Annotated in this window: 6 protein-coding genes and 1 pseudogene; 2 read left to right on the top strand and 5 right to left on the bottom strand. The window is 59.0% G+C overall.

Translation table 11 applies throughout. The features are described from left to right. Positions 1–227 precede the first annotated feature (227 nt). Both nhaA and IMW75_RS23035 read right to left on the bottom strand, forming a co-directional pair. Positions 228–1424 (bottom strand): Na+/H+ antiporter NhaA, encoded by a 1197-nt coding sequence (nhaA, locus tag IMW75_RS23040; RefSeq protein ID WP_045059730.1) that lies wholly within the window; start codon positions 1422–1424, stop codon positions 228–230. Between the two features lie 327 nt (positions 1425–1751). Further along, positions 1752–1975, bottom strand: a pseudogene (locus tag IMW75_RS23035) (inorganic diphosphatase); the annotation flags it as partial. 128 nt (positions 1976–2103) lie between these two features. Here IMW75_RS23035 and IMW75_RS23025 point away from each other — a divergent pair. After that, entirely contained in the window at positions 2104–2589 is a 486-nt protein-coding gene (locus IMW75_RS23025; protein WP_414704663.1) for a cupin domain-containing protein, read from the top strand. Positions 2590–2746: 157 nt separating this feature from the next. Here the strand turns inward: IMW75_RS23025 and IMW75_RS23020 are convergent, their stop codons facing one another. The 3 genes from IMW75_RS23020 to IMW75_RS23010 form a co-directional block, all read right to left on the bottom strand. Beyond that, the gene (locus tag IMW75_RS23020; protein ID WP_205893863.1) at positions 2747–3859 is read right to left on the bottom strand and encodes a succinylglutamate desuccinylase/aspartoacylase family protein; all 1113 of its coding nucleotides are present in this window, start codon (positions 3857–3859) and stop codon (positions 2747–2749) included. 70 nt (positions 3860–3929) lie between these two features. Further along, positions 3930–4709 (bottom strand): ABC transporter substrate-binding protein, encoded by a 780-nt coding sequence (locus IMW75_RS23015; protein WP_045059728.1) that lies wholly within the window; start codon positions 4707–4709, stop codon positions 3930–3932. Positions 4710–4946: 237 nt separating this feature from the next. Continuing rightward, on the bottom strand, positions 4947–5381 hold the full coding sequence (locus tag IMW75_RS23010; RefSeq protein ID WP_205893862.1) for a rhodanese-like domain-containing protein: 435 nt from the start codon (positions 5379–5381) through the stop codon (positions 4947–4949). 101 nt (positions 5382–5482) lie between these two features. Between IMW75_RS23010 and ftrA the strand changes: the two genes are divergently transcribed. After that, a complete protein-coding gene (ftrA, locus tag IMW75_RS23005; RefSeq protein WP_045059726.1) occupies positions 5483–6475 on the top strand; it encodes a transcriptional regulator FtrA in 993 nt (330 codons plus the stop codon). The last annotated feature ends 1 nt before the right edge of the window (position 6476 follow it).

The raw sequence follows: 6476 nt of genomic DNA, 5'->3' as shown, positions 1-6476 counted from the left end.
AACATTTCCATGCTGATCACCCTGTGTTCTCCTGCTCAAAAAGTGAGCAGAAGCAGTTGAACACCTGGGTCAGTTTTCAGTCGGCAGAACAGCCCCTACTGGGTCAGTTTTCGGTCAGCGGCAACAGACGATGCGTCGGTGGCGCTGGTATGTATTCATTTTGATAGCCTTTTTCAGGCCACCGTACTTCTCAGGTTTAAGAAATACGATGGTCAATCCAAGCGACCTTACCTGGCTACGACGGCTCCCGCCACAGCGCTGCTTCGACGCAGTATCAGAACACCACCAATCGCAGCCAGAATCGAACCAATCAACACCCCGACTTTGACCTCATCAATCAAATGGGCCGACCCAGCAAACGCCAAGTTGCCAATGAACAGGCTCATGGTGAAGCCAATGCCGCACAACAGCGCTACGCCGTAAAGCTGCGTCCAAGTACTCCCTTCCGGCAACTTGGCCAGGCCCAGACGAATGGCCAGAGCAGCTAATAGGAAAATTCCGACCTGCTTGCCCACCAACAGACCCAGCGCCACACCCAGCGGAACCGGATCGACCAGGTTCTCCATGGAAATACCGGCCAATGAAACACCCGCGTTGGCGAAGCCAAAAATCGGCACCACAGCGAACGCTACCCACATGTGCAGCTTCTCTTCCAGAAAAAGCAGCGGAGACCGGGCTTCCTCCTCAGGCTTGCCCATGGGGATGCAGAGTGCCACAGCGACACCCGCAAGGGTCGCATGCACCCCCGATTGCAGCACGAAGAACCACAGCACACCACCGACCAGGAGATACGGGAGCAACCGCCTTACGCCCAATCGATTCATTGCAATCAGAATGACCAGGGTGGCGAGCGAGCCCAGCAACATCGGCATGGAAAGGCCCGATGTGTAGAAAAAGGCGATGATGACCACGGCGCCCAAGTCGTCAATGATCGCCAAGGCAGCCAGGAAGACCTTCAGCGAAGTAGGGACTCGCTTACCCAGCAGCGATAAGACGCCCAAAGCGAACGCGATGTCTGTAGCGGCTGGAATAGCCCAACCTTTCAGAGTCTCAGAATTGCCCCAGTTGATCGCAATGTAGATCAGTGCAGGAACAACCATGCCGCCTATGGCGCCAAATCCTGGCAATGCGCGCTGGCCCCATGTGGAGAGCCCACCGGCCAACACTTCTCTTTTGATCTCGAGACCGACCATCAGAAAGAAGATCGCCATCAGGCCATCGTTGACCCAATGCTCCACAGACATGCCGAGCCAGGTACTGTGTAGCGCTGCGAAGTAACTTTGGGAAAGAGGCGAGTTAGCCACAATCAGAGCGGCCAGAGCGGCGCCCATCAAAACAAGACCTCCAGCGGATTCCGATGACAGGAAGCGAGCCAAAATTGCAGCTGCTCTAGGGGTTTCTGCGGGAGCTTTATGATGGGTCATCAGTGTCCTTGCGGCTAGATCTAAAGCGAATATTTTAACATCCCAGCTGTACCAGTGCGGCTGTCCAAATAGCCTGTAACGATTATTGTCACAGGCCGAAATCAACCCCCAACCTGTTCAACTGAGTCCCGGCACGGGCCCGTTCACGAGATTCAGGAGCACGCCCAAGCGGATAGCCTCACTAGGCAAGCGAATGTTGATTCGACTTTCCATACGTGTGGTTCTCCGGGCAATTGATGATCGGAGCAACTGAGGGGCAAATCACACCTCCCTCAGCGTCACCTTCCGACAGAGGCATCTCAATCTTGCGTAAACCTACTTTGGCATTTACGCCGCTACCGACTTGCAAATCTCTTCCCGCGCTTCATCCGCGCTTCCCCACCGGCCCGTCCTCACCCACTTACCCGGCTCCAATGCCTTGTAAAGTGCTGGATCTGTGCGATGAGTAACGCAGGGAGGTCTGAGCACTCCTTCACGTCGTTGTACATAGAGGTGAGTTTCTTGTGAGGCACTGCGATCACCTTGGCATCCGCACCAGCTTCGTCCGTCATGCACATCATAACTTCGGCAATTCCCCCTGGAAGATACTGCGGTTCCTGCCGGGCATGCCGTGCGGGCAACACAATTGCGTGCACTGCCTATACCTTCAACGGCTACTTCGGTTCGTGGCGGACACTTAGTGAACATCGGCGCTATCGCCGGTGAAGTCCCTATAGACCTGCATTGGATCATGGACAACGACATCCAGATCAGTAAATCTGCCTGGTTCACCACTGGTCAAGGACAAGCCATGGCGCAGTTGTGGGCGACCCCAGCAAATCCGGTACGCCTCGAACAGGAACGTGATCCCACGCTAGGCAACTCTTCACTGATTCCTCCTCAGGGCGGTACCAGCATCGCCATGTTCGATTTCCCACCGGACTCGGTGATGCAGAACCCCATCGATGGTGTCCGGGCCTATGAAGAGTTGGGGGCGGCGTTGCCTGGCTTGATCGAAAGCTTTGAACCGGAAAATCCGGGCATGCACACCACAGCCACCATCGATTACGGAATTATTCTGGAGGGTGAGATATGGCTGGAGTTAGATACCGGTAAGAGCCGCATCGTGAAGGCGGGCGACATCGTCATTCAAAATGGTACACAAAAGCGGGTTGTAACTGCTTGAAAGGCAGGAGCAAGAGCAAGAGCATGTCAAAGAGGCGGGTGTCTAGAAAATGCAGGATTGGGGTGAAGCCTAACACTGTGAGGTATTCGGTGTTGTCCAAGCCGCCATCGCGAGCCTGCTCGCGAAGCGGACTTGCACCCACCGCAGAACCGGGCTATCAGTCGTTGATCAACTTCCCGACCCGAATCGGCTCGCGCCCCGCCACCTTCGCCTGCCATGTCCCGGGCTGGGTGTACCGCCCGCGATCAATGGCGAACAATACGCCACTGGTCCCGGCACACACCGTGGTAGCCCGATCATTCAACGGGTCCACCACTTCGAACAAAGGATCGCCCTTTTCAACCCACTCGCCCGCTTCGCGCAAAAAGCTCACCACGCCATGATGAGGCGCAAACAGATACTCGGTGCCCTCGAACGGCATGCCTTCACAGCATGTGTCCGGTGCTGCCGGCCATTGGCCATTGATCACACCCTGCTCGGCGAGAAAGCCCAGTATTGCCTCGCAATTGGCCTGTGCCTGATCGACCCGGGTGTCGCCCATGCTCCCCAGTTCCAGGGTGGTGGCCAAGTTGGCAGGTGGAATAGCCGCTTCAGGGAACGCCCGCGCCAGGCGCAACCAGGGCGACGAACAGGACTCGTCGAACGAACTGCCACCGGAATCTTCGCAGAGCAGTGCCACACCGGCCTGCAATCGCGACGCGAGGGACTGCCACTGCGGCCAGTGTTGCGGCAAGGCATACAGGTGAATCGCCGCCTCGAAATCGCAATGCAGGTCGAGGGTAATGTCGGCATCGCAGGCATGGCGCAGCAGCAGGCGATGCATGGCTTCGAGTTGCGACATGGGGGCGGGCAAGCCGTCCAGCACCTGGACCATGGCCTGGCGAATCAGGGCGATATTGGCGCCGGCATCGGTGCCCAACCGCTCACCGATCAACTGCCCGACCGGTGCGCTCAGTTCGACGAACGAACGGTTGAAGTTCTTGCCGCTGCCCAGTTCAAAGCGGCCCATATGACTGCCTTGCACATGCTGATCGAGGCCAATCGGGTTGGCCACCGGCACCAGTTCGATCACCCCTTGCAGCTGCCCCCGGGCCTCGAGTTCGCCCAGGCGCTTTTTCAATTCCCAGGCGGTACGCATGCCCGGCAATTCATCGGCATGCAGGCTGGCCTGGATGTACACCTTGCGCGTGCCCTCGCCATAACGAAATACACTGAGGGTGCGTTCGGTGCCCAGGTGGCTCCAGGGCAGTGAATGGTCGATGCGTTGCATGAAGAACTCCTGCGTTTGCAAAAAAAAATGGCAACCGCGCTAACGGTTGCCACTTTTTTAATCGGTTTGATTAATGACCGTAAACGTCAAAATCGAAATACTTGTCCTGCACTTGCTTGTACTTGCCGTTGGCGCGGATCTCGGTGATGGCGGTGTTGAATTTTTCCGCCAGTTGCGTATCGCCCTTGCGCACTGCAATACCTGCGCCGCCGCCGAAATACTTGGCGTCTTCGTAGGTGGGGCCGACAAACGCGAAGCCCTTGCCTGCGTCGGTTTTCAGGAAACCGTCGTCCAGGTTGACCGAGTCGGCCAGCATCGCGTCGAGGCGACCGGACACCATGTCCAGGTTGGCTTCCTGCTGCGAACCGTAGCGCACCAGGATGATGCCGGCAGGCTGCAGCACTTCAGTGGCGAAGCGGTCATGCGTACTGGCGCGCAGCACACCGACTTTCTTGCCCTTGAGTTCGGTCAGCGGATCCTTGACCTCGCTGCCCTCCTTCATCACGAAGCGTGCCGGGGTGTGGTAGTACTTGATGGTGAAATCGACGTTCTTCTTGCGGTCGTCGGTGATGGTCATGGACGACAGGATGGCGTCGATTTTCTTGACCTTCAGCGCCGGGATCAGGCCATCGAACTCCTGCTCGACCCAGGTGCACTTGACCTTCATCTGCTCGCACAATGCGTCGCCGATATCCACGTCAAAACCGGTGAGTTTGCCGTCAGGTGTCTTCATGGAAAATGGCGGGTAGCCGGCTTCGATACCGATACGGATCGGCTTGGCGTCATCAGCCACGGCGCCGAGGGACAGCATCGACAGTGCCAGGGCACCGAACATCACTAGCTTCTTCATTCACAACTCCTGTGTGCGGAGGTTTTTATTGGCAGCGTTCGATTGGTCGCTTTCGGTTGGAAAAAACCGAAGTGGCCGGCAGTCTAGAGCGGCTACAAGCCGTTAAATTACGTCCAGGCGACAAATATTTACAAGAACACAGCAAGAATGATCAGCGTGATGATCCGGTGTGGAAGATCCGCGCCAACTGGCCAAATGGCCGGGTGGCGCGGTGCACTTATCGGGTTGCTGGCGGGCTCAACATTCGCAGCCAAGGCCCGGGGTGACGATGCGCGGCACGGCAACATTCAGGGCAAATCCCTCATCCAGCCATCCGGTCACCCCGCCGATCATCTCCTTGACCGGGTAATCCAACGCGGCCAGCTTCACGGCAGCCTTGTTCGCGCCATTGCAATGCGGGCCGGCGCAATAGACCACAAACAGGCTGGTTTTGGGGTAGTGCGCCAGGCTTTCAGCCGTGAGCAATCGCCCTGGGATATTGATCGCCCCCGGCACATGACCGCGCTCGAACGCCCGTGGCCCGCGGACGTCGACCAGGATGAAATCCATTTCACCGGCCGCCTGGCTGCCGTAGACGTCGGAGCAATCAGTCTCGAAGGTCAGGCGATTGCTGAAATGCATGAGGGCGATGGCCGAGGGTGCAGCGGGGATTTCACGAACGAGGCTGGTCATGGGCAGTACTCCTGGGTGTTGAGGGGTGTGGGATGACTTTATCGACGGCAAGCTTCGGGCTACAGTGGCGCACAAGACACTTACCGGGAATTTTCCGCCAAATGCATTCCGCCCCTGGATCGGTCGCGATCCTGGCCTACGATGGCCTGTGCACATTCGAGTTCGGCATTGCCGTGGAGATCTTCGGCCTTGCCCGGCCGGAGTTCGATTTCCCCTGGTACACCCACTGCATTGTCGCCGTCGACCCGGGCCCGATGCGCGCCACGGGCGGTATCCGGGTGCTGGCCGATGGCGGCATGGAGCTGCTGCAAGAGGCCCGCACCATCATCATCCCTGGCTGGCGCGACCGCAGTGCCCCGGTACCCGAGGCGCTGTTGACGGCCTTGCGCCAGGCCCATGCACGGGGCGCACGGTTGTTGTCGATCTGCTCGGGGGTGTTCGTGCTGGCGGCCACCGGCTTGCTCAACGGCCACAGCGCCACCACCCATTGGCGCTACAGCAGCGAGCTGGCTGAGCGCTTTCCCGAGATTCTGGTGGACCCGCAGGTGCTGTATGTCGATGCAGGCCAACTGATCACCTCGGCCGGCAGTGCCGCCGGTATCGATGCCTGCCTGCACCTGGTGGCCCGGGACTTCGGTACCCAGGTCGCCAACTCGGTGGCGCGGCGCCTGGTGATGTCGCCGCAACGCACCGGCGGCCAGGCGCAATTCATTCCGGCGCCGGTCAGTGTGGCGGCGCGCAGTGATCTTTCGCGGGTGATGCAATGGGCCCGCGAGCGCGTGCACCAGCCGCTGGAGGTGCGCGACCTGGCCAGTGAAGCGGCCATGAGCGAGCGCACCTTCCTGCGCCGCTTCACCGAAGCCACCGGCCTGTCGCCCAAGGCCTGGCTGCAACATGAACGGGTGGGTCGGGCGCGGGAGTTGCTGGAAGGCACCCGGGAGAATACCGAGCAGATTGCCGAGCGCTGCGGTTACCGGTCGGTAGAAAGCTTCAGGGTGGCGTTTCGCAGTGTCGTGGGGGTGCCGCCATCGGTGTATCGGGAGCGGTTTGGGCGTGGGCTTGCTCGCGAAGGGGCAGGCATGGACGGCGCCTGAC

Origin of the sequence: Pseudomonas gregormendelii, assembly GCF_017114825.1 — a bacterium.
GTDB lineage: Bacteria > Pseudomonadota > Gammaproteobacteria > Pseudomonadales > Pseudomonadaceae > Aquipseudomonas > Aquipseudomonas gregormendelii.
The sequence above is the reverse complement of the archived record's forward strand: the minus strand, read 5'-3'. Positions and strand labels throughout refer to the sequence as shown.

Coding starts and splice junctions, on each gene's coding strand:
- IMW75_RS23010 (WP_205893862.1), bottom strand. CDS start 5,381: ATGACCAGCCTCGTTCGTGAAATCCCCGCTGCACCCTCGGCCATCGCC.
- IMW75_RS23015 (WP_045059728.1), bottom strand. CDS start 4,709: ATGAAGAAGCTAGTGATGTTCGGTGCCCTGGCACTGTCGATGCTGTCC.
- ftrA (WP_045059726.1), top strand. CDS start 5,483: ATGCATTCCGCCCCTGGATCGGTCGCGATCCTGGCCTACGATGGCCTG.
- nhaA (WP_045059730.1), bottom strand. CDS start 1,424: ATGACCCATCATAAAGCTCCCGCAGAAACCCCTAGAGCAGCTGCAATT.
- IMW75_RS23020 (WP_205893863.1), bottom strand. CDS start 3,859: ATGCAACGCATCGACCATTCACTGCCCTGGAGCCACCTGGGCACCGAA.